This is a genomic window from Pseudomonas laurylsulfativorans, from assembly GCF_002906155.1.
In the GTDB taxonomy this organism is placed as follows: Bacteria; Pseudomonadota; Gammaproteobacteria; order Pseudomonadales; family Pseudomonadaceae; genus Aquipseudomonas; species Aquipseudomonas laurylsulfativorans.
In genome coordinates, this window is sequence record NZ_MUJK01000014.1 from 1 (window position 1) to 21,862 (window position 21,862).

A 21,862-nucleotide genomic window follows, 5' to 3' on the forward strand; every position below is an offset into this window, starting at 1 on the left:
CGTTGGGCATCGATTCTCATCGAGGCGCGGGGCGACACCCCCACTCAGACGCCGGATAGATGAAAGCAAGCCAAACACGCATCAAATACAGTATTGCAGAAAAGGGGGTAACCATAGATGTAGGAGCTGGCTTGCCAGCGATGAGGCCGGATCAGAAAACAAAAAGCCCCGCCATTCACATGGCGGGGCTTTTGTTTTTCAGCAATCGGTCACTCAGACCATCGGGTCGCCAACGTGCAGGATCTTCATGCCGTTGGTGCCGCCGGTGGTGTTGTAGCTGTCGCCCTTGGTCAGGATGACCCAGTCGCCTTTCTCTACGACGCCGCGCTTGACCAGCTCGTCGATCGCCTTCTGGCTGACTTCGTTCGGTGCCAGCGAAGCGGGGTCGAACGGGATGGTGTACACGCCACGGAACATCGCCGCGCGAGCCTGGGCTTCGCGGTGTGGGGTGAACGCGTAGATCGGCACCGAGGAGCGGATGCGCGACATGATCAGCGGGGTGTAGCCACTTTCAGTCAGGGCAATGATCGCCTTTACGCCCGGGAAGTGGTTGGCGGTGTACATGGTCGCCAGTGCGATGCTTTCGTCGCAGCGCTCGAACTCTTTGCCGATGCGGTGGCTGGAGGTCTTGCTGGTCGGGTGCTTTTCGGCGCCGACGCAGATACGCGCCATGGCCTGAACGGCTTCCAGTGGGTACAAACCGGCAGCACTTTCGGCCGAGAGCATCACGGCGTCGGTGTAGTCGAGCACGGCGTTGGCTACGTCGGACACTTCGGCGCGGGTCGGCATCGGGTTCTGGATCATCGACTCCATCATCTGGGTCGCGACGATCACTGCCTTGTTGTGGCGGCGTGCATGCAGAATGATTTTCTTCTGGATGCCTACCAGCTCGGCGTCGCCGATTTCCACACCCAGGTCACCACGGGCAACCATCACCGCGTCGGACGCCTTGATCAGGCCGTCGAGGGTTTCGTCGTCGGCCACGGCTTCGGCGCGTTCGATCTTCGCCACCAGCCAGGCGGTGCCGCCGGCTTCGTCGCGCAGTTGACGGGCGTATTCCATGTCGGCGGCGTCGCGCGGGAAGGAGACCGCTAGGTAGTCGACTTCCATTTCCGCGGCGAGCTTGATGTCGGCCTTGTCTTTTTCAGTCAGGGCCGGAGCGGTCAGGCCGCCACCACGACGGTTGATGCCTTTGTGGTCCGACAGCGGGCCGCCGATGGTCACGGTGCAGTTCAGTTCGGTGGCCGTGGCGGTATCGACGCGCATCACTACACGACCATCGTCGAGCAGCAGCTCATCGCCCACGCCGCAGTCTTTGACCAGGTCCGGGTAGTCGATGCCGACCACTTGCTGGTTGCCTTCGGTCAGAGGATGGCTGGTGGAGAAGGTGAATTGATCACCGATCTTCAGCTCGATCTTCTTGTTGGCGAATTTGGCGATACGGATTTTCGGGCCTTGCAGGTCACCCAGCAGGGCGACGAAGCGGCCGTGCTTGGCAGCCAGGTCACGCACCAGCTTCGCGCGAGCCTTGTGCTCGTCGGGGGTGCCGTGGGAGAAGTTCAGTCGGGCGACGTCCAGGCCAGCCAGAATCAGCTGTTCGAGAACTTCCGGCGAGTTACTGGCCGGGCCAAGGGTGGCGACGATTTTGGTACGACGGACGGACATGCAAAGACTCCTGAGTTCAAGCGCTGAGTGAGGCTACTATGCTGCGAAGGTGTAGTCATTGTTCGTATGCACTACTTTTCGTGAAGAGCTTGGTTTTTTCGAAGAACCTGGTTATTGCCTTCTTTATTGAACGTAGCGACTTTGCATCGGGTGCCTGAAGATTTTCGCTCGCGGGTCGATACAGCGTTCAAGACAGGAGATTCCCATGCGATTCGTACTCATTGCTGCCCTTGCCGTCGGCGCCCTCAGTGCCACGGGCTGCACCCGTTGGGCAATGAACCATCACTTGAACAATGCCTACAGCGCCTATGACCGGGGCAATTGCGAGCAGGTGATGCTCGAACTGTCCAAGGTCGAGCGCGATAGCCGCGCGCGGCCTTACGTGTGGCCGGAAGTGTCGATGATGCGCGGCCAGTGCCTGGAGCGACAGAAGATGTTTATCGACGCGGCCCAGACGTATCAGTTCATCATCGCCTCGTATCCGCAAAGCGAATACGCCTACCGCGCCCGTGCCCGCCTGGAAACCTTGCAGAGCCTGGGTCACTACCCGATGCGCAGTGCCGCAGCGGTAAAACCGACGCAGTTCTGATGGCGGTTGTCATGCAATCGCTGGCTCCCCGGCGGTGGTGAGCTATAGTCCAATGAACCGGTTTTAGAGCCTTGCCTCTGAATCGGGGCAACACCTGTGACCGGCAAAAGCAGGACTCAGCGCTGTAAGGCCTGGCGCACCGGGAGCGGGGAGAGCGGGCCAAGACTCAATGCACACCCGTTCCGAAGCAGTAGTGCGGCTCTGCTTAAGAGCCTTGCATAGCGAAATTGCACATGTTCACCGACCGCCGAATCGAGCGGCATCAACTGCCGTATTTCCTGAAAGTGTTCAACGGCATCACCGGCAAACCCATTGGCTATCTGGGCAATGTCTCCGAAGACGGGCTGATGCTGATCAGCCAGCTGCCGATGATGATTGGCGCGGACTTTAACCTGCGCCTGAAAATTCCCGCCAGCGAAGGTGGCCAGCGGATCATCGATCTGCAGGCCTGCTGCCTGTGGTGCCACGAAGACGCGACACCCCAACATTACGACGCCGGGTTCAGCCTGCAACGGGCGCCACCGGAGTATGGGCAACTGGTGGAGGCGCTGAAGCAGTATTTCAGTTTTCTGCCGCTGCCGGCTTCGGCCTGAGATCAATGGGAACATGGCTGTGAGTGACTGCTGCGGCTCAAAGTCCGGTTCTTTTCCAGCCCAGGTACCGAGTCACCAGCTCTGCCCCCAACTCACCGGGGCGTGCATCCATCACCAACACTCCATGAGCGTTCAAGCGCTCATGGAGTTCTGCGCGTGCATTCAGGTAGTCCACGGTCCCGCAATAGGCCAGCGCGTCGGACAAAGTCTGCACGGGTGACTGACGCAGGCTGTCGAGCACGTCTTCGCGCAGGCTCGCGATCAGCACCTGATGCTGCTGGCTCAGGCGCTTGGCGGCCGGAAGCAGTTCATCGTCGTCCTCTTCGCGCAGGTTGGTCACCAGCACCACCAGCGCCCGGCGTTTTTGCCGGGCCAGCAGTTGCGTGGCCGCGGCTTGATAGTCGGCGCTGCGTTGGGTGCTGTTCAAGTCATAGACGGTATTGAGCAGGGTATTGAGATGGCTGGTGCCTTTGACCGGCGCGAGGTAGCGCGGCTGTTCGCTGGCAAAGGTACTCAGGCCCACAGCGTCGCCCTGGCGTAGCGCTACGTAGCTGAGCAGCAGACAGGCGTTGAGGGCGTGATCGAAGTGCGACAACTCATCATCCTGGCTGCGCATGTGCCGGCCGCAGTCGAGCATGAAGATGATCTGCTGGTCCCGTTCGTCCTGATACTCCCGGGCAATCGGCGTGCGCTGGCGGGCGGTGGCTTTCCAGTCGATCTGGCGCAGGCTGTCGCCCTCGCGAAATTCGCGCAATTGGTGGAACTCCAGGCCCAGGCCCCGCCGTTGTTTCTGGCGGACGCCAAGCTGGCTGAGCCAGTTATCCACAGCCAGCAATTGCCCTTCATAGAGGCGGGCGAAATCAGGGTAGACGCGGGTGGCGTCCGGTAGTTCGAGCAAGCGTCGGTCCGACCAGAGCCCCAAGGGGCTTGGCAGGTTGATTTCGCAGTGTCCGAAGCTGAAGTGACCGCGCTTGAGTGGGCGCAGGCGATAACCGGCCTGGCTGTGCTGGCCGGGTTGCAACTCGACCGTCAGGGGCAGGTGTTCGAAGCTCAGGCCTGGCGGTACGTGGTCGAAGACTTGTACGTTCAGCGGTTGGGCAAAGTCGTGTTCGAGGTTCAGTTGCACCTCGCTCCATCGACCCAGCGCCAGGCTGCCGGGCAACTGGCGTTTCAGCCGGGGCGAAGACAGGCGTTTCACGCGAACAGCATCCAGTAGGGCCAGGGCCAGCAATGCCAGGAGCAACCCCCAGTTGATCGCCATGAGATTCGCCGGAACCGCAAACTCCAACGCCCGCAATGTGCCCGACACGATGCCGCAGGCCAGCAGGACCAGCAGCCAGGCGAGCATCAGGCGCGAGGGCTTCACAGGCGCGGTGCCGGCACTTGGTCGAGCATCTGCTGGAGCACCTGATCGACATCCAGTCCCTCGATGTCCAGCTCCGGCGCGATGCGCACGCGATGACGCAACACGGCCAGGGCGCAACCCTTGATGTCATCCGGAATCACGAATTCACCACCGCGCAGCAACGCGCGGGCGCGGGCGCAACGCACCAGCGCGATGGAAGCACGCGGGCCGGCGCCGAGGATCAAGCCGGGCCAACTGCGGGTGGCGCGGGCCAGGCGCACGGCGTAATCGAGCACCTGATCGTCCAGCGCCAGTTCGCTGGCGATGCGTTGCAGGGCCAGTACATCCTTGGCCTGCAACAACGTGCGCATTGGCTGGACATCGAGCATGTCGGCCCGGGTCGAGCGGCTGACCTGACGCACCATGTTCAGCTCTTGCTCGGCGTCGGGGTAGTCCATGCGCACCTTGAGCATGAAGCGATCCAGCTCGGCTTCCGGCAATGGGTAAGTGCCTTCCTGCTCGATCGGGTTTTGCGTGGCGAGCACCATGAACGGTTGCGCAATCGGCAATGGCTGGCCTTCGAGGGTGACTTGCCGCTCCTGCATGGCTTCGAGCAGCGCCGCCTGGGTTTTCGCCGGGGCACGGTTGATCTCGTCGGCCAGTAGCAGGTTGGTGAATAACGGCCCCTTGCGCAGTTTGAATTGCTCGGTCTGCAAGTCATACACCGCGTGCCCGGTGACGTCGCTGGGCATCAGGTCCGGGGTGAACTGGATGCGTGCGAACTCACCGCCGAAGCAACGGGCGAGGGCGCGTACCAGCAGGGTCTTGCCCAAACCCGGTACGCCTTCGAGCAACACGTGGCCGCCGGCGATCAGCGCTGTCAGCACGTCGTCGATCACGCCGTCCTGACCCATCACTGCTTTTTGCAATTCTTTGCGCACGGCCTGGGCCAGATGGCCGGCACGCTGACGCTGTTGAGCGGCATGGCTCGCTGCGTCGGGCTCGATCGGTTTTTTTTCCAGTTCCGGAACCTTGCTACCAGTTACATCTGTTTTATCTTCCATAAATCAGTCACTTACCTAATCTAACGTTTTTTCACGTATTTTTTGCGCAGGGAACGAGTGAGTGACTGCCAATCTGCCTCATTGTGATCCGATCGCAACCCCTCATTTGAGCATTCGTCTGAAGTGGAGGTTAGGCCATGACGGTCGCTTATGTTTGACCGGCAGCTTTCGGCCCAGAGTGTGTAAAAACGCCTTCGCGAACCCTTGCTATGATTTCGGAGGATTTCATCGCAGGGATCGCTCATGAAGCGCTTTATCCAAGGTGAACATCGAGGCCAAGACACCTTGCTTCCCGAGAGCCTCGACGACTGCGTCAGTGGCGTGACGGTTCTGCGTGTCAAGTGCCTCGAATCTGGTACTCGACACACTTTTATAGCGCTTTAAAGGTAGAAAATACTAAACGAGCACTAAGCTCTAAGGGGAGTTTGCGCTGCTACTCATTGATAGCGCCACACTATGGAACACACTCCACTGATGCGGTTTGCACGGACTGAAATCCGGGTTATTTGACCTCCAGTGCTGGAGATCGTGATGCTTAGGAATTTGATCCCTTTCGTTATGTTTGCTGCAATCATCGGTGTCAGCGGATCGTCCTGTCATCGAGAAGGTAAAAGCGAAGACAATTGGCAAAGCGAACCCTCGATGGTCGGGGGCAATCGAACGGGTTACGGAATTGTTCCCCGCCAGCAAATCGAACCTCGAATCCAGCCGATGCCAAGAAGGTAGCCACCTACCCGAAAAGGAGCCTCACATGTTCACGCCCGGTCACCTGCACCGTACCAATACTCCTGCCATTCCTGGAGTCCCGGAATACAACATTGATGTCTTCTATGAAGTCCGCCGCGACCCCAAGGAAGGCATGCTGATGCACTTCAAAATGGTCGGAGACGTTTCAGGTCACAGCTTCACTGAAGAATTCGATATGCACCGTGACACGGCCTTCAACTTTGCGAGCCGCGTGGCAAAGGCTGCGGTCAAGCATGGTGTGCCCGCCAATGCCAGTCTGATCATGCGCGGGCACAAGGAATACGACGCGATGTTCGAGGATATTCGCGACAAACTCGGCGTCCAACCGGGCGATCCAGTCAATCTGGATAACGCGGAGAACGACCGCCGCTGAGTGACTCCAGCGCCATTCAGCGCACCTCGTCCTGCCGACCTGCCTCCTCCACCGGATGGATCACGAGGAAGCTGTCGACGGCGTCGTCGATGGTTGGAAAGAACGCCGTTTCGCCAAGTCGCGCGAACAGCCCGAATCGCTTCAGCTTGTCCTTGACCGGGTCCTTCATTTCGGCCACGCACAGCTTGATGCCCGCCGCGTGCAAGGTGTCGTCCAGTTCAGCCAACACGTCGGCAGAGGTCACGTCCACACTGGTGACGGGTTCCGCTGCAACGACCAACCAGTGCACGGGCGTAGGCGATGCCGCCACTGCGTCGAGTACTCGGCCATTGAACAGTTCGGCGTTGGCGAAAAACAACGGCGCATCCCAGCGAAACAGCACCAGGCCGGGAATAAGGCGCGCGTCGGGATAACGCTGGATGTCGTGGAAACCCTTGACACCCTTGGCTTGCCCCAGCACTGCAGAATACGGCCGCCAGCCATCCCACAGGAACTCGATGACGGCTATCACGATGGCCAACCCGATGCCCTCGATCGCACCCAGCACGGCCACGCCGACGGTGCAGACGATCGACAACCAGAACTCCCAGCGCTGGATGCGATAAATGCGTCGCAGGTCGGCGACTTCAATCAGGCCGATGGCCGACGCGATCACGACCGCTGCCAGTGCGCTGTTGGGCAAACTCTGCAACAGATTCGGCGCCACCATCAGCAATAAGGCAACTGCCAATGCGCCGACAACGCCGGTCAACTGGGTTTTGGCGCCTGCGGCTTCGGCCACGGGGGTACGTGACGAACTGCTACTGATTGGAAAACCCTGGAAAAATCCAGCCGCCAGATTGGCAAAACCGAGCCCTGCCATCTCCTGGTTCGGGTCCACGTAGGTATGGGTCCGTGCCGCATAGACACGCGAGAGCACGCTAGTGTCGGCGAACGACACCAGGGCGACGGCGCAACCGCCGATGAGCACGGGGACAATATCGGCGCGGGAGATCCAAGGGAGGTTAAACGTCGGTAAACCTTGTGGAAGAGAACCGAGGACCGACACATCCGCACGCGCGGCAAGATCCAGCACGCCGACGACGACGGTCGCACCTGCCACTGCGATCAAGATACTCGGCACACGTTTGTAATCCTTGAGCAGCAGGATCACGGCCAAGGTGGCTGCGCTGATCACAAACGCGGTCCAGTTGGTGTTTCCCTCCATCACCGCGGTGACGATAGCCCATATGTTTGTCAGCGGGCCGTCGGACTCGATCGAGAAACCGAAAAACTTGGGCAGTTGGCTGATCAAAACCGTCAGGGCGATGCCGTTCATGTACCCGTAGCGGATCGGCTTTGAAAGCAACTCCGTAATGAAACCCAAGCGCATGATGCCCGCCAGGATGCACACGGTGCCTGAAACGATCGCCATCATGCCCGCAAGGGCGACGGCGCGATGTGGGTCGCCGCCCGACAGGGGCAGGACGACAGCCAGGATAACGGCGGCCAGTGAGGAATCCGGGCCCAGCACCAGAATCCGGCTAGGCCCGAACAATGCGTAAGCGAGTAGCGGAACGATGGTCGCGTAGAGGCCATAGATGCCGGGTACGCCCGATGCCACGGCGTAGGCGATGCCGACGGGTACCAACATCGTGGTGAGCACCAGGCCGGCCATGATGTCGTGACGCAACCAGGCAACCTGATACCCGCGCAGCGTGCGAAGTCCAGGAAACCAGCGGCTCCAGCCGATTTCGTCGCTGGTATCGCGGCGTGCAATCCGGCCCGGTTCCGGGACGGGAGGCGAAGAATCCGAATCGCTCATAGAACTGTGACCTATAGGTGTACAGCGCCGATTCGCTTAAACGTGTCCGTCAGAATTTTTCAGGCACTCGCCGTTGCGGATAATCTGGGTCGCGATAGCCGCCTGGCTTCTGCCGTTTGGGCAATATCACCTTCTCGCGTAAGACATCCTTGTACGGGATACGGCTGAGCAAATCGGTGATGATGTTAAGGCGCGCCCGCCGTTTGTCGTTCGAGTTGGCCACCAGCCATGGGGCATGTTCGGTGTCGGTTGCCTTGAACATGTCGTCACGCGCGCGTGAATAGTCATACCAGCGGCTGTATGACTTGAGATCCATGGAGGTCAGCTTCCAGATTTTGCGCCCATCCTTGATGCGGGCCTCGAGCCGGCGGGTTTGCTCCTCTTCGCTGACTTCCAGCCAGTATTTGAGCAGGATCACGCCCGAATCGACGATTGCACGCTCCACCAGAGGCGTTGTCTTCATGAAACTGGCAACCTGCTCTTTGGTGCAGAACCCCATCACACGCTCGACGCCCGCCCGGTTGTACCAACTGCGATCGAAGATCACCACTTCGCCAGCCGCGGGCAGATACGGTAGGTAACGCTGGACATACATCTGGCTTTTCTCTCGATCAGTTGGCGCCGTTAGCGCGACCACCCGGAAGACACGCGGACTCACGCGTTCGGTGAGTGCCTTGATCGTCCCGCCCTTGCCAGCGCCATCGCGCCCTTCGAAAACGATGCAGAGCTTTATGCCCTTGGCTTTTACCCACTCCTGCAACTTGACCAGTTCGACGTGCAGGGTGCGCAGTTGCTCAAGATAATCCTTGTTTTTCAGCTTCGGGTTTTCAGCGGCATTACGCTTAGGGGCTTTCTTCTTGTCCTTTGCCATGACCAAGACCTCATAGATGCCAGTCGCCAGTAGGTAAACAGCGTAGGTTGCGATCCGCTCCCCCGCCGAGCGCGATGATCGCAGTGATTAGCACAGCGCTGGCGATCAACAGCACCCCGAGACCGACCAGTCGGCCACGCTACGATTCCAGCTCTTCAGGGCCGGCCGTTACTGCGATACGCGGGGGGTAATGCCTCAGCAATAAGCGCTTGCCCGGCGGCGACATCGGTCGCATCGCGCAGGTTGTTACGAAGCGTACGGCTGCGTCGGCGTGATGCCCTTTGCTTAAGGTTCACAGGCCAGAGCACGGAACCTTTTTTCAGGGCGTTCTCAACCCACTTCATTGTAGTTTGAAAAGATTTTTTCGCGCCTGTGGCCACCGTGATCAATCGCGGAGCCTCTTTGTTCTAGGCTGCGGAGCAGGTATTGACCAAAGAACTGATTGGCCGCGACAGGGTTAGGGCCATTACATCGAACCGAAGCAATATGAGCCTAGTGGATACCTAACGCTCTTACGGTGCCAGATCATAAGGCGTTCCTCAAAAATTGCAGGTGGGCGACCTGACGGCTGAATTCAACGCTGGAAAGCCGTTGCTTCGGTCGCGGGCTCATGGCCTGGCTGATCGCGCGTGTGGGTTGGCCGGTCAGGCGTGCGAGCACCAGCCATTGTTCGGCGACGCCGAGTTGTTCAAAGCCGGGATGGCGATGCCGCACGCGTCGCAGAATGTCCTGCTGCAAGGCTTGCAGCAGGCCAGCCTGACCGTTGCGACGCAACAAGAAGTCGGCACTGGCGCGTAGGTGCTCCTGCAATTGCCGGCGTGCTTTCGGTGCCGGTTCCAGCAAGGGACCCTGCCGAATGCCAAAGTGCCAGAAACCCAGGCCGATCAAGGCGAACAACGCGACCAGTGCCTGGGGAAAGTAACGCAGCAGCAAGGTCGGCAGGCTGTCGTGATCGGTATTGAATATCAGTGTCACGCGGGTGTCGGCAGTCAGGTACCAAAGCAGCCAGGCGTTGTCGTACTGCTCGATGGCCGGGGTTTTCCACAGGTCGGCATCGGTGACCACGATGATTGAGCCGAGGCCGCTGTTGAGTTGCATCATGTGCGTGGCCCCGGCGCTGTTGGCCCAGGCCTGGGCGAGGTTTTTCGGGTCTTCGAGGTGGAACGCGGTATCGAAACCGGCGTAGGCCGGGGCGTCTTCGTCTTCCAGGTACAGCTTGGTCAGTTGCGGGTACGGATCTTCGCCGACATTGGGTGGCGGCTGCTTGAGGTCTTTGCTCAGGGATTGGCGCAGTTCTACCCGATCAAGCAGCAGGTCGTTGCTTTGGCCGAGTTTTTCATCCCACAACGACTCGGCAACGAACAGAAGCCGTCCGCCGGCCCGGGTCCAGTTCATCACCTGGTCGATCTGTCGTGGGGACATGTTGTAGCGGTCACCGAGCAACAGCAGGCTGTGTTGATGCGGGTCGAGGCTGGGCAGGATGTCGAGGCCATTGGCGTGGCCGACACTCAGGCCTTGCTTGCGCAGGAACAGTTCCGCCGCCAGATAAGGGTTGGCCCTGGCTTCGGGAGAAGGACCGTGGTCTATTTCGGTCTGATAAGGCGTTGCCTTGAGGTACAGATAAACACCCAGCGCAGCCACCAGCACGGCGAGCAATGCAACGGCTAGCGCCCCCCGGTGCCGACTCAACGGACTGCCCCCGCGTCGAACAACACTCGCCAGCCATCACACAGTTCCTGTTGCACTTGTTCGGGTGGCAAACGGTGACCATAGGCCATGTTTTGCCAGTGCCCGGTCAGGTTTTTGCTGTAGGCCAGCAAGGCTGGTTGCTGTAACAACTCGACCCGCCGCAGCACCTGCCCTTCGGTGTCGGCGGCTTTGAGCGCGATGTTGAAGTCGTGCAACAGGCGGCTGAGCAGGGCGCGATAGAGCAAGCCGAGGGCTTCGCGAGGATCAGTCTGCCAGAGGCTTTCAGCGCGGGCGGCAATGTCGGCGGGCAGAGTTTCGGGCTTGAGGTCCAGGCCGAATGCCTGCTGAGGTAATGACCGGGTGGCTTTAACCTTGAGCGTCGGCTGTCGGCCGACGAACGCCTGCAACCAATCGCGATAGCGCCAGATCAACAGGCCGATGCATGCGATGACGATGCCCCACAGCGTGACTTCAATCAGTGTCGCCAAGGCCCCGAAGTGTTGCCCCTCAAACAGTTTTAACAGCGCCTTCAACCATTGCGGTGTCTTGCCGTCGTCCGAGGCATCAGCGTCCGGCTTGTCTTCGCCCAAGCGATAGCGTGTCACCGTTTCCCGGTTCTTGAAGGGCGGCTGTTCGAGGATCGTCTTGATGCTGTCCCTGGAGGCCTGGCTGGACAGTGGCTGATCCAGCAAGCGCGGGCTGTCGAGTGAGTTGGCCGGTTCGGCGGCCCATACGCTGTGCGTGGCTGGCATCAGAACAATCACGGCCACCAGCAAGACAGCGCCTGCACTGACCAGGCGTTGACGCAATCGGCGGAACACCAGTTCGATATCCCAGGCCTCAAGCACGGTGCGCCGGTTCAGGTAAAGGCTGAAGCCGCAGGCGACGTAGACCGGCTCCCAGACCACCAGCACCAGTGCATAAAAGGCATTGGTCAGGTGTTCCAGCCAGCGCCAGTCCTGGCTGGCCGCCGAGATCAGCGACTGCCAGCTCCAGTCGAGCGCGACCTGTTGTGGCAGCAGCAGATAGAACAACACCATCAAGCCGATCCACAACGCGCCTTCCAGGTGCGCGCCGATGATCGTCAGCCAGCGTGCGGCGCCAGCCTCTCGCTGCAAAAGCACCTGTAAACGTTGCTGGCGTTGCGCTCCGTCGAGGCCTTCGAGTTGCACCACCGGCATCACGAAACTGCGGTGCAGACTCAGGCGGCGCCAGGTCAGGCTGGCCAGCAATTGTGGTTTGAGCAGGCGTGGCCATTGTTGCAGGGCCTGCTTCAGTGTGGGCGTTTCACCGAACATGGCTTTGGACAGGATGTACAAGGGCAGGCGTTCGAACGCCGGCTTCAGCCACCAGAATATGAACACGGCGAGCGAGGGCGAATCCCAGAGTCCCCAACTGAGCAGCGCGAAAATGGGCAAGGTGATCATGGCCCAACTGGTCATCAGCAGACGTCGGTGGCGCTGGCTCAGGAGCACGCCGAGGTCCATGGCTTCCCAGGTCGAGCGCGGGCGAATCATCACGGTGGCGTCACTCAGGCGCATGGCGGCGACGTCCGGCAAACACGAGATAAACCACCACCAGCAACCAGAGCGCCGCGCCAACCAGGTACTTGGTCTGGTGCGACGGGCCAGTCATTGATGACCAGTAGGCTTCGATAAACGCTGCAATCAACAGAAACAGCATGACCCCGCAGATCAGCAGCACGCTCTTGCGCGCCGCCAATTGCAATGCCTCGGCGCGCGGCAGGCGCCCTGGGGCGATCAACGCCCAGCCCAGCTTCAGGCCGGCGGCACCGGCCAGGGCGATGGCGCTGAGTTCAAAAGCGCCATGACCGATCACGAATGACCAAAAGGTTTGCCCATAACCGACGTAGGTCAGGTGACCGGCCACCGCACCAATCATCAGGCCGTTATAGATCAGGAAAAACACACTGCCCAAACCAAACAGCAAACCGCTGGCAAAGGTCTGAAAGGCAATGCCGATGTTGTGCATGATGTAGTAGCCGAACATCGCCCAGTCCTCGCTGGCGGCCCGTTCCACCGTGCGCCCGAGATGACCGGCAACGGGGTCGTACATGCTTTGCATCTCGCTGACCTGTTCGGCGGGGATCAGGTTGTAGACCAGGTTCGGGTACAGGTACACCAGCAGCGCGAATCCGCCCAGACTGACAAAAAACATCAGGCTGGCGGCGAGGACGAAACGCCACTGTTCACGCACCAGTCGCGGAAAGTCGGCCAGGATGAATGCCAGCACGCTGGCGCCCAGACGGCTGCGGTGACGGTAGAGTTGTTGGTGTCCGCGCAGGACTTGTTGTTGCAAGGAGTCGATCAGAAAGCTGCTGTAGCCACGCTCCCGTGCCAGTGCCAGGTGGTGGCAGAGGCGTCGGTAGTCCTTCGGGAAACTACCGGCATTGGCGGCTTTGCCGTCCCGTTCCAACTGATCGAGCAGGCCGGAGAAGCGCTCCCATTCGGCCTTGTGCCGGCTTTCGAAAAGGCTTTGCTTCATGTCGGCCCCAACAAGCCGCGGGCGATGCCGTTGAGCTCGTTCACAGCCTGCGGGGCCGGAACCTGCAAGGGGTGGGCGAGAATCGCGGCCAGCTCATCGGCCCGCGCCCGGGAGAGTTCACCCTGACGCTCGGCAAACCCTAGAATCGCCCGTTGCTCGGTGAGTGTCAGGGCAAAGGGCGGGCGGCGGGGCTGTGCTTCGGGGAGTTCGGGGCGGATGTGCGACTGTTCGCGGTGGATCACCAGGGTCCCGGCGGCGAGATCGCCGAGGCGCTTGAAGTGGGGGTGTTGCAGGCAACTGATGGCCCCGAGGAAGTAACCGAACGGCAGCAGGTCGACAACGCGCAGCAGGTTGCGTAGCAGGGACGCGGACCAGCCGATCGGGGTGCCATCGTCGTGCACCACCCGCAGTCCCATCCATTGCTTGCCCGGCGAGCGGCCTTGGTTCAGCACCTCGAACAGCACCATGTACCACCAGCTCACCACGAACAGCAGGATCGACCCGAGCCCGGCACCCAGTTTGCCGAGCATCGCCAAGGCAATGAACAGCACGCCCAGGATCAGCCCGCGCAACCCCAGATCGATGGAGAACGCCAGCGCACGGACCATCAACCCGGCCGGGCGCAGTGGCAGGTCGACGCCCTCTGGCGTTTCGACCTGGTACTGCGTATCCAGTGGCGGTGACAGCGGCGCATTCCCTGGCAGTGCTGTGGTCTCGAGCATGGGCAACCTGATGATGTGGCCTGGATCGGGATTCTGTGTCCATCCGATGCTAGCAGCCTATGCGGGGGGAAACGACATAACTGTGTATTGCCTGGCGAGTCGCGCAAGGTGTTTGAATGACAAGACACTGGTCGGGGCGGGAGGTGAACGCCTAGACTTTGCCGATCTTCAGTTCAGGAATCGCCCGTGACCTCCATCTTCTGGTACGACTACGAAACCACTGGCATCAATCCCCGTTGCGACCGTCCGTTGCAAATGGCCGGCCTGCGCACTGACTTCGATCTCAATGAAATTGACGAACCGGTCAATCTTTTCTGCCGGCCCAGTGACGACATCCTGCCGCACCCGGCCGCCTGCGCGATCACCGGAATCACCCCTGGGCAACTGCAGGCGCAAGGCTTGAGCGAAGCCGATTTCATGACCCGGGTGCATGCCCAGCTGGCGGCGCCGGGTACCTGTGGCGCGGGGTATAACACCTTGCGTTTCGATGATGAGATGACCCGCTACAGCCTGTACCGAAACTTTTTCGACCCTTATGCGCGGGAGTGGCAGGGCGGCAACAGCCGCTGGGACCTGATCGATGTGGTGCGCGCCGCCTATGCCTTGCGTCCCGATGGCCTGGTCTGGCCGACCGATGACGAGGGGCGGGTCACGCTCAAGCTCGAACGCCTGACCGCTGCCAATGGCATTGATCATGGCAATGCCCACGAAGCGCTGTCGGACGTTCGCGCGACGATCGCCCTGGCGCGCCTGATACGGGAAAAACAGCCAAAGTTGTACGACTGGCTGTTTCAGCTACGCAGCAAGCAAAAAGTCATGGACCAGATACGCCTGCTGCAACCGCTGGTGCATGTTTCCGGGCGCTTTTCGGCCGCGCGCAGCTATGTGGGTGTGGTGTTGCCGCTGGCCTGGCACCCGCGCAACAAGAACGCCCTGATTGTCTGTGACCTGCACCTCGATCCCCAGGGCCTGCTCGATCTGGATGCCGAAAGCTTGCGCCAGCGCTTGTACACCCGCCGCGACGAACTGGCCGAAGGCGAGTTGCCGGTGCCGTTGAAGCTGATTCACATCAACAAGTGCCCGGTGGTGGCACCGTTGTCGGTACTTCGCCAGGCAGACCAGCAACGCCTGGGGCTGGATATGGCGCTGTATCAGCAGCGGGTGTTGCGGCTAAATGACGCGCAAAAAGTTTGGCGCGATAAAGTCCTGGCGATTTATGCCCGTGAAGATTTTTCTCAGAGCCAGGATCCGGAACAACAGTTATACGATGGATTTATCGGTGATCGGGATCGGCGATTGTGTGAACAAGTCAGAACCGTGGACCCGCTGCAATTGGCGCAAGAGCAGTGGCCTTTCGATGACGAACGTTTGCCTGAATTGCTGTTTCGATATCGCGCACGTAACTTTCCCGAGACGTTGAATGCCGAGGAGCAAGAACGCTGGCGAATATTCTGTCAGAAACGTTTGTCAGAACCCGAGTGGGGGGCGCCAAATACCCTTGAAAGTTTTGTAGACGCCGCGGCCCAGTTGAGCGTTAGTGCTACTCCGTTTCAGCAGGGGGTGCTCAGTGAGTGGCAGGATTATGTCCAGGGACTGCGCCAGCGTTTGTGTCTTTGAATTCGAACATGCCGGGGCTTAAACGCCACACATAAAAAAACGCCAGCAATTGCTGGCGTTCTTTTTTGTCACGGATCCATCTGCGACAAGCTCTGAGGCTTAGCCCAGCAGGGTAGCCCAGCCTTCCACTACGTCACCGCCCCACTTGGCTTTCCACTCTTTCAGAGTCTTGTGGTTGCCACCTTTGGTTTCGATGACTTCGCCGTTGTGCGGGTTTTTGTATTGTTTAACTTTGCGGGCACGCTTGGTGCCGGTAGTTTTTACTGCACCGCCGCGTGGTGCCTTGGATTTGGATTCTGGATCCAGCAGCGCGATGATGTCACGCAGGGACTTGGAGTATTCACCCATCAGAGTGCGCAGTTTGCCTTCGAATTCCAGCTCGGTTTGCAGTTTGTCGTCTTGGGACAGGTTCTTCAAACGGGCTTGCAGCTCTTTGATAGCTTCTTCGGTGGCGCGATATTCGTTGATCAAGGACATGTGGACTACCTTATGTTGTGCGCTGGATGGCAGGTGACAGTGCGGCAATAATAGTCACGGTGTTTCATCAAGTAAACATTTAAGCCAACTTTATTTAATTTAGTTGCTGTGTCTTTGGCGCACATTGGGTAGTGCAGTTATTGTCGGTCAGATATACATAAATTAACAATTGACCGGCACCGCTAGAGCACTGGTGCTAACAAGCACAGGTGTTGTCCGCCTTGCCGCACCGACCTTCCGGCAGGGCGAATCGTCAACAATACTGCAGTTTTGCTGCGCAATCGCTAGAATGGCGGCCTTTGCGAAGTTCTGGAGTTTCCCCCTCATGCGCACTTTTCGTCTGGTGATTTCTTGCCCGGACCGTGTTGGCATCGTTGCCAAAGTCAGTAACTTTCTGGCGTCACACAACGGCTGGATCACTGAAGCGAGCCATCACTCGGACAATCTCAGTGGCTGGTTCTTCATGCGTCACGAAATCCGTGCCGACTCCCTGCCATTTGGTATTGAAGCGTTTCGCGAAGCCTTTGCGCCGATCGCCGAAGAGTTCTCGATGGACTGGCGCATCACCGATACCGAGCAAAAGAAACGCGTGGTCCTGATGGCCAGCCGCGAGTCGCACTGCCTGGCTGACTTGCTGCACCGCTGGCACAGCGATGAACTGGACTGTGAAATCTCCTGCGTGATTTCCAACCATGATGATTTGCGTAGCATGGTGGAGTGGCACGGTATTCCGTACTACCACGTCCCGGTCAATCCGCACGACAAGCAGCCAGCCTTCGCCGAGGTTTCGCGCCTGGTTAAACAGCACGATGCTGAAGTTGTGGTGCTTGCCCGCTACATGCAAATCCTGCCGCCCGAGTTGTGCAGCGAATATGCCCACAAGGTGATCAACATTCACCACAGCTTCCTGCCGTCGTTCGTCGGCGCGAAGCCATATCACCAGGCCTCCCTGCGTGGCGTGAAGCTGATCGGCGCGACCTGCCACTACGTGACCGAAGAGCTGGATGCCGGCCCGATCATCGAGCAGGACGTGGTGCGCGTAAGCCACAGCGACAGTATCGAAGACATGGTGCGTTTCGGCCGTGATGTCGAGAAAATGGTGTTGGCCCGTGGCCTGCGTTATCACCTGGAAGACCGGGTGCTGGTGCACGGCAACAAAACCGTCGTCTTCTGATAGACGTACGGCGCGGTTGAAATTCGAAGGGCCTGAGCGTTCAATCGCTTCAGGCCCTTCGCCGTTTCTGCACCGAGGACAAGACCATGGCCGATCCATTGGACAAAGCCACATCCAAGGCTCCCGCCACGTTGGGCGAGGGTTGCCTGAGCCGCTACGACCCCGATGACATGGGGCCTGAAACAGGTACGGAGTTCCCTGGCGCCGCGCAATTGTGGGAGGAATTGAACGTAGGAGCCGGCTTGCCGGCGAAAGAGTCCCAGGCTTGCAGTGATTTCCAGGGCCCTATCGCTGGCACGCCAGCTCCTACGGATAGACATTCTTGATCAATTTCTTGAGCGACGGCCGGCCCAGCATCAGCCAAAACACCGGCCCGCCGACCAGCAAGTAGAAGTAATACGTCACCGCCCGCCAAATCAGAATCGCCGCCGTGGACTTCCCGACCATGGGCGCCAGCAACGCCGCCGATGTTAGCTCAGCCGCTCCGGCTCCGCCCGGCAACAGGCTGAATTGCCCGGCACTCAGCGCCAGCATCTGGATCGGAAAACTCCAGGCCCACTGCAAATCCGCGCCGAGCCCGCGCAACGCCAGATAGAGCACGCTGTGGCGCAGGACCCAATGCACACAGGTCAGGGCAAATACCTTGATCAAGGTCCGCACGGGTAGTTTCAGCGTGTCGGTAAACGCTGCCAGAAACTGCAGGAGCTTGCGCGCCAAGGCGAATCAATGAACGGTGATAGCGCGCGACCATCACGCAACTGATCAGGCTATCGAACAACAGTTTTGGAATCAGCACTGCCGCGAGCAGGCCGAGAATCAACAGCAGTGCGCGACTCATGCCGCACGACCTACGCGGTCGTTTTGCAGCGCCAGCCAACGGGCCTTGGTCATCGGAACTCTTGCGTTGTCGAGCAGGCGCTCCGGGGTTTGTAGCCAGTATTGACGCGAAAACACATGGCGCATGTCCACCGGGTGCAGGCGCAGGTGACGGTGCTCAGATAAGTGCGCACCCCATCGCTGGCTTACCAGCGATGGGGCCGGTTCAGGCGCTAGATACGGAAACTGCCTACCAGCTGCTTCAACCGTGATGCCTGTTGTTCAAGGTCCGAGCACGCGCGCAAGGTCGACTGCAGGTTCTCCACGCCTTCCTGGTTCAACGTGTTGATCTCGGTGATATCGACGTTGATCGACTCCACCACGGCGGTCTGCTCCTCGGTTGCGGTGGCCACCGACTGGTTCATGCCGTCGATTTCACCGATACGCAGCGTCACGCTGTTCAGGCGCTCGCCTGCGAGGTTGGCGATTTCCACACTGTCCTGGCTGTGGCGCTGACTGTCGCTCATTGTGCTGACCGATTCCCGGGCGCCGACTTGCAGCTCCTCGATCATGGTCTGTACCTGTTGTGCCGATTCCTGCGTGCGGTGTGCCAGGTTGCGCACCTCGTCTGCCACTACGGCAAAACCGCGACCAGCCTCACCGGCGCGCGCAGCTTCAATGGCGGCGTTGAGCGCCAGCAAGTTGGTTTGTTGGGAAATGCTGGTGATCACTTCGAGAATCTGCCCGATGTTCACCGTTTTACTGTTCAACGATTCGATGTTGGTACTCGATGCGCTGAGCATGCTCGACAGTTGATTCATCGCCACGATACTGCGGTCCACCACTTGCTGGCCATCTTCGGCCAGGCTGCGGGCATCGCTGGCCTGGCTCGAAGCCTGAGCGGCGTTGCGGGCAATTTCCTGGGCGGCGGCGCCGAGCTGGTTGATGGCTGCCGCGACGCTGCTGGTTCGCGAGGCTTGCTGGTCGGAGTTGAACATCGACGAGTTGGAGGCGGCCACTACGCGCAACGCCACTTCGTTGACTTGCCCGGTCGCCGAGGACACTTCGCGGATCGAACCGTGAATGCGCTCGACGAAGCGGTTGAACGCGGTGCCGAGGGTGCCGAACTCGTCATTGTTCTGAATGGTCAGGCGCTTGGTCAGGTCGCCTTCGCCATCGGCGATATCGGCCATGGCACGGGTCATGACGTGCAAAGGCTGGATCAGGATGCGAATCAGCATGCCCAGCAGGGCGATGATGATCGCCACGGCAATGATGGTCGCAACCACAGCAGAGGTGCGGAATTCGCTGAGCATCGAGTAGGCTTTTTCTTTGTCGACCGACAGACCGATGTACCAGCTGACCGATGGCAAGCCCTTGATCGGGGTGAAGCTGACGATGCGGGTCTTGCCATCGACATCCACTTCACTGAAGCCTTTGCCGATGCGCGGGGTATCTTTCGGATACGCCTCGCTCAGGGATTTCATCACCAGCGCTTTGTCCGGGTGCACCAGGATCTTGCCGTCGGCGCTGACCAGGAACGCGTAACCCATGCCACCGAAGTCGCGGGCACTGAGGGTGTCGATCAGGGTTTGCAGGCTCAAGTCACCGCCCACCACACCCACGCTCTGACCGGCCTTTTTCGAAGCGGTGGCCAAGGAGATGATCAGTTGGCCGGTTGCAGCATCGATGTAGGGTTCGGTCAGGGTTGACGTGCTGCTGCTTTCGGCGCCTTTGTACCAAGGGCGAACACGCGGATCGAAACCGTCCGGCATCTTCGCGTCCGGACGAATGGTGAAGTGCCCGGTGGCGTCACCCAGGTAGGACGCCATGAACGTCGAAGTCAGGGTTTTCTGCTCAAGCAGGCTGGCAACGTTGGCTTGTTCCGGGTTGATGGCGATGTTTTGCGAGAGGTTCTCGATCAACAAAATACGCCCGGCCAGCCAGGTCTGGATGTTGTTGGCGGTGACGTCGCCCATCTCGTTGAGATAGTTATTGAGGTCTTCGCGGATGGCGTTGCGCTGTAAATAGTCGTTGTACAGCGTGAATGAGGCGAAGGCGGCAATCACAATGAGGGCGGCGGCAAGCAGGATTTTATGGCTGAAACGCAGATTTTTGTTCATGGCTTGGGGTTCCGCTAAGGTCTTAATGTCCAGCGCGTGCTTTTATAAAGAGGCGCATTACGGGCAAGGTTGAAAGCAAGTGAATTTTCCGACTCTCCTTAGGGAAATTTCCGACCAGATCGTGTCTGACTGCTTTGTCGTTATCTCTATCGGCCGTGTAGGACCAAAGATTAATCATGGGTGACCAAATGCCTGACTCACTGCAACTCGTTATCGGCGCCGACCTAAAAGCTCAGCCGATTGCCCAGGCCATGCGCCTGGCGAACCGCCACGGTTTGATCGCGGGCGCGACCGGCACCGGCAAAACCGTCACTTTGCAACGATTGGCCGAAGCTTTCAGTGATGCCGGCGTGGCGGTTTTCGCCGCCGACATCAAAGGTGACCTATGCGGCCTCGGCGCCGCCGGCAACCCCCAGGGCAAGATCGCCGAGCGGATTGCCGGGATGCCCTGGCTCAACCACAAGCCTCAGGCTTATCCGGTGACGTTGTGGGACGTACACGGTCAGTCCGGTCATCCTTTGCGTACAACCTTGAGTGAAATGGGGCCGCTGCTGCTGGGCAGCCTGCTGGAACTGACCGACAGTCAGCAGTCGGCGCTGTACGCGGCGTTCAAGGTGGCGGACCGCGAAGGCCTGTTGTTGCTCGATCTCAAGGATCTGAAGGCGTTACTCAATCATCTGCGGGACAACCCCCAGTTGCTGGGCGACGATGCGGCATTGATGACGACCGGCTCCAGTCAGGCGTTGCTGCGACGTCTGGCGACTCTGGAGCAACAGGGGGCCGAAGCCTTGTTCGGCGAGCCGGCGCTGCAACTCGAAGACATCCTCCAGCCCACTGCGGATGGCCGCGGACGCATTCATTTGCTCGATGCCAGCCGTCTGGTGCATGAAGCGCCAAAGGTCTACGCGACGTTCCTGCTGTGGCTGCTGGCCGAGCTGTTCGAACAGCTGCCGGAGCGCGGCGATGCCGATAAACCTCTACTGGCACTGTTCTTCGACGAGGCCCACTTGTTGTTCAACGGTACGCCCCAGGCATTGCGTGATCGTCTGGAACAAGTCGTGAGGCTGATTCGTTCGAAAGGCGTGGGTGTGTATTTCGTCACGCAATCGCCGGGTGACCTGCCGGATGATGTGCTGGCGCAACTGGGCTTGCGCATCCAGCATGGCTTGCGTGCGTTCACCGCCAAAGAGCAGAAGTCCCTGCGCGCGGTGGCCGAAGGCTTCCGGCCGAATCCGGCGTTCGATACGTTGTCGGTGTTGACCGAGCTCGGGATCGGCGAGGCGCTGGTTGGCACCTTGCAGGAAAAGGGCACGCCGGAAATGGTCCAACGGGTGCTGGTTGCGCCGCCGCAATCGCGGCTCGGGCCTTTGACCGATGCCGAGCGCAGCGCGCTGATTGCCGGGTCGCCGTTGCGAGGACGGTATGACAAGCCGATTGACCGTGAGTCGGCCTATGAGGTGCTGGTGGGGCGCAAAGGCCTGGCGCCGGCACCCGAAGCGGCACCGGGTAAACCGGCACCCGAGGAGCCAAGCTTCACCGAACAGGCAGGGGAGTTTCTTGGAACCGCGGCAGGGAAGGCGCTGAAATCGGCGATGCAACAAGCGGCGAACCAGATTGGCCGACAGTTGGTGCGCGGCTTGATGGGCTCATTACTGGGCGGCAGCAAACGCCGCTAGCGAGTGGGCACA

At 59.8% G+C, this 21,862-nt stretch carries 18 protein-coding genes and 3 pseudogenes; 8 read left to right on the forward strand and 13 right to left on the reverse strand.

What is annotated here, in order from left to right; translation table 11 throughout:
* Positions 1-213: 213 nt before the first annotated feature.
* A complete protein-coding gene (gene pyk / locus B0D71_RS27315) occupies positions 214-1,665 on the reverse strand; it encodes a pyruvate kinase (RefSeq protein ID WP_103397488.1) in 1,452 nt (483 codons plus the stop codon).
* Positions 1,666-1,870: 205 nt separating this feature from the next.
* Between pyk and B0D71_RS27320 the strand changes: the two genes are divergently transcribed.
* Entirely contained in the window at positions 1,871-2,254 is a 384-nt protein-coding gene (locus B0D71_RS27320) for a tetratricopeptide repeat protein (RefSeq protein ID WP_103397489.1), read from the forward strand.
* A 233-nt stretch (positions 2,255-2,487) separates the two neighbouring features.
* Entirely contained in the window at positions 2,488-2,847 is a 360-nt protein-coding gene (locus B0D71_RS27325; protein WP_056726083.1) for a PilZ domain-containing protein, read from the forward strand.
* Positions 2,848-2,884: 37 nt separating this feature from the next.
* On the opposite strand, the gene B0D71_RS27330 is transcribed toward B0D71_RS27325, so the two are convergent.
* Both B0D71_RS27330 and B0D71_RS27335 read right to left on the reverse strand, forming a co-directional pair.
* Positions 2,885-4,213, reverse strand: a complete 1,329-nt coding sequence (locus tag B0D71_RS27330) for a DUF58 domain-containing protein (protein WP_103397490.1) — start codon at positions 4,211-4,213, stop codon at positions 2,885-2,887.
* Positions 4,210-5,256, reverse strand: coding sequence for an AAA family ATPase (locus tag B0D71_RS27335; RefSeq protein WP_165798760.1), 1,047 nt, complete (start codon positions 5,254-5,256; stop codon positions 4,210-4,212). The genes B0D71_RS27330 and B0D71_RS27335 overlap by 4 nt, the downstream gene beginning before the upstream one ends.
* 243 nt (positions 5,257-5,499) lie before the next feature.
* Here B0D71_RS27335 and B0D71_RS32495 point away from each other — a divergent pair.
* Positions 5,500-5,595 (forward strand): annotated as a pseudogene (locus tag B0D71_RS32495) (hypothetical protein); the annotation flags it as partial.
* A 412-nt stretch (positions 5,596-6,007) separates the two neighbouring features.
* Positions 6,008-6,376: a DUF5064 family protein gene (locus B0D71_RS27340; protein WP_103397491.1), complete on the forward strand. Its 369-nt coding sequence runs from the start codon at positions 6,008-6,010 to the stop codon at positions 6,374-6,376.
* 16 nt (positions 6,377-6,392) lie between these two features.
* Here B0D71_RS27340 and B0D71_RS27345 read toward each other — a convergent pair whose 3' ends face one another.
* From B0D71_RS27345 to B0D71_RS27370, 6 genes are all read right to left on the reverse strand, one after another.
* The gene (locus tag B0D71_RS27345) at positions 6,393-8,180 is read right to left on the reverse strand and encodes a SulP family inorganic anion transporter (RefSeq protein WP_103397492.1); all 1,788 of its coding nucleotides are present in this window, start codon (positions 8,178-8,180) and stop codon (positions 6,393-6,395) included.
* Between the two features lie 49 nt (positions 8,181-8,229).
* Positions 8,230-9,051, reverse strand: a complete 822-nt coding sequence (gene ppk2, locus B0D71_RS27350; protein ID WP_103397493.1) for a polyphosphate kinase 2 — start codon at positions 9,049-9,051, stop codon at positions 8,230-8,232.
* A 525-nt stretch (positions 9,052-9,576) separates the two neighbouring features.
* Positions 9,577-10,740 (reverse strand): DUF4350 domain-containing protein, encoded by a 1,164-nt coding sequence (locus B0D71_RS27355; protein WP_103397494.1) that lies wholly within the window; start codon positions 10,738-10,740, stop codon positions 9,577-9,579.
* Positions 10,737-12,281 carry a DUF4129 domain-containing protein gene (locus B0D71_RS27360; RefSeq protein WP_103397495.1) on the reverse strand — a complete coding sequence of 515 codons (1,545 nt, stop codon included), beginning with the start codon at positions 12,279-12,281 and terminating at the stop codon, positions 10,737-10,739. The genes B0D71_RS27355 and B0D71_RS27360 overlap by 4 nt, the downstream gene beginning before the upstream one ends.
* Positions 12,268-13,245: a stage II sporulation protein M gene (locus tag B0D71_RS27365; RefSeq protein WP_103397496.1), complete on the reverse strand. Its 978-nt coding sequence runs from the start codon at positions 13,243-13,245 to the stop codon at positions 12,268-12,270. Before B0D71_RS27365 ends, B0D71_RS27360 begins: the two co-directional genes overlap by 14 nt.
* Positions 13,242-13,967 carry an RDD family protein gene (locus tag B0D71_RS27370; RefSeq protein ID WP_103397497.1) on the reverse strand — a complete coding sequence of 242 codons (726 nt, stop codon included), beginning with the start codon at positions 13,965-13,967 and terminating at the stop codon, positions 13,242-13,244. Before B0D71_RS27370 ends, B0D71_RS27365 begins: the two co-directional genes overlap by 4 nt.
* Positions 13,968-14,153: 186 nt before the next feature.
* Here B0D71_RS27370 and sbcB point away from each other — a divergent pair, with 186 nt between their 5' ends.
* On the forward strand, positions 14,154-15,584 hold the full coding sequence (sbcB, locus tag B0D71_RS27375) for an exodeoxyribonuclease I (RefSeq protein ID WP_103397498.1): 1,431 nt from the start codon (positions 14,154-14,156) through the stop codon (positions 15,582-15,584).
* A gap of 99 nt (positions 15,585-15,683) precedes the next feature.
* Here sbcB and mvaT read toward each other — a convergent pair whose 3' ends face one another.
* On the reverse strand, positions 15,684-16,061 hold the full coding sequence (gene mvaT / locus B0D71_RS27380) for a histone-like nucleoid-structuring protein MvaT (RefSeq protein WP_007945872.1): 378 nt from the start codon (positions 16,059-16,061) through the stop codon (positions 15,684-15,686).
* A gap of 325 nt (positions 16,062-16,386) precedes the next feature.
* Between mvaT and purU the strand changes: the two genes are divergently transcribed.
* Both purU and B0D71_RS32500 read left to right on the forward strand, forming a co-directional pair.
* Positions 16,387-17,235 carry a formyltetrahydrofolate deformylase gene (purU, locus tag B0D71_RS27385; protein ID WP_103397499.1) on the forward strand — a complete coding sequence of 283 codons (849 nt, stop codon included), beginning with the start codon at positions 16,387-16,389 and terminating at the stop codon, positions 17,233-17,235.
* An 86-nt stretch (positions 17,236-17,321) separates the two neighbouring features.
* Positions 17,322-17,561: a hypothetical protein gene (locus B0D71_RS32500; protein ID WP_420825152.1), complete on the forward strand. Its 240-nt coding sequence runs from the start codon at positions 17,322-17,324 to the stop codon at positions 17,559-17,561.
* On the opposite strand, the pseudogene B0D71_RS27395 reads toward B0D71_RS32500, so the two are convergent.
* The 3 genes and pseudogenes from B0D71_RS27395 to B0D71_RS27405 all read right to left on the reverse strand — a co-directional run.
* Positions 17,542-18,013: pseudogene (locus B0D71_RS27395) on the reverse strand (lysylphosphatidylglycerol synthase transmembrane domain-containing protein); the annotation flags it as partial. The gene B0D71_RS32500 and the pseudogene B0D71_RS27395 sit on opposite strands and share 20 nt — an antisense overlap.
* Before the next feature lie 56 nt (positions 18,014-18,069).
* Positions 18,070-18,219 (reverse strand): annotated as a pseudogene (locus B0D71_RS27400) (DUF2334 domain-containing protein); the annotation flags it as partial.
* Between the two features lie 65 nt (positions 18,220-18,284).
* The gene (locus B0D71_RS27405; RefSeq protein ID WP_103397501.1) at positions 18,285-20,174 is read right to left on the reverse strand and encodes a methyl-accepting chemotaxis protein; all 1,890 of its coding nucleotides are present in this window, start codon (positions 20,172-20,174) and stop codon (positions 18,285-18,287) included.
* A gap of 188 nt (positions 20,175-20,362) precedes the next feature.
* Here B0D71_RS27405 and B0D71_RS27410 point away from each other — a divergent pair, with 188 nt between their 5' ends.
* Entirely contained in the window at positions 20,363-21,850 is a 1,488-nt protein-coding gene (locus B0D71_RS27410) for a helicase HerA-like domain-containing protein (protein WP_103397589.1), read from the forward strand.
* Positions 21,851-21,862: the final 12 nt, after the last annotated feature.